Origin of the sequence: Streptococcus sp. GMD1S (genome assembly GCF_000296875.1) — a bacterium.
Taxonomy (GTDB): domain Bacteria; phylum Bacillota; class Bacilli; order Lactobacillales; family Streptococcaceae; genus Streptococcus.
In genome coordinates this window covers 1-990 of the sequence record NZ_AJQY01000182.1, presented here as the reverse complement: position 1 = coordinate 990, position 990 = coordinate 1, and the positions used below count along the sequence as shown (strand labels likewise).

General features: G+C 43.9%; 1 protein-coding gene. It reads left to right on the top strand.

Annotated elements, in window-relative coordinates; genetic code table 11:
- Positions 1–945 (top strand): cystathionine gamma-synthase (locus GMD1S_RS08135; protein WP_000317494.1); only part of this gene is annotated, 945 nt, incomplete at its 5' end.
- Positions 946–990 lie beyond the last annotated feature (45 nt).

Below are 990 nucleotides of genomic sequence, written 5' to 3'. Positions count from 1 at the left end.
ACCAAAAACCCAACTCGCAGTAAGGCGGAGGAAGTCTTGGCGGCAATCGAATCAGCTGATTATGCCTTAGCGACAAGCTCAGGTATGGCTGCGATTGTACTGGCCTTTAGTGTTTTTCCAGTGGGAAGTAAAGTCTTGGCTGTGCGTGATCTGTATGGGGGTTCTTTCCGTTGGTTCAACCAAGTCGAGCAGGAAGGTCGTTTCCATTTTACCTATGCCAATACAGAAGAAGAGCTGATTGCTGAGTTAGAGAAAGATGTGGATGTTCTCTATATTGAAACTCCAACTAATCCCTTGATGTTGGAATTTGATATTGCCAAACTAGCCAAACTAGCTCATGCCAAGGGTTCCAAGGTAGTGGTAGACAATACCTTCTACAGTCCGATTTATCAACGTCCGATTGAAGACGGTGCGGATATCGTTCTTCATTCTGCCACCAAGTACTTAGCAGGGCACAATGATGTCTTAGCTGGGGTGGTTGTTACTAATAGTTTAGAACTATATGAGCAACTGTTCTATAATCTCAATACGACAGGTGCGGTCTTGTCACCATTTGATAGTTATCAGTTGATTCGTGGTCTTAAAACTCTGCCTCTTCGTATGGAGCGTTCTACAGCCAATGCCCAAGAAGTGGTTGCTTTTTTGAAGGATTTACCTGCTGTCAAGGAAGTGCTCTATACTGGACGTGGGGGTATGATTTCCTTTAAAGTAGTGGATGAAAAACGTATTCCTCATATTTTAAATAGCCTCAAGGTCTTTTCATTTGCGGAAAGTTTAGGTGGGGTTGAGAGTCTCATCACCTATCCGACAACTCAGACTCATGCGGATATTCCAGCAGAAGTGCGCCGTTCCTATGGCTTAACAGATGACCTCTTGCGCTTGTCTATTGGGATTGAGGATGCTAGAGATTTGATTGCGGACTTGCGCCAAGCTATGGAAGGATAAGATAGATATGGGAAAATATGATTTTACAAGCCTGCCCAATCGTTT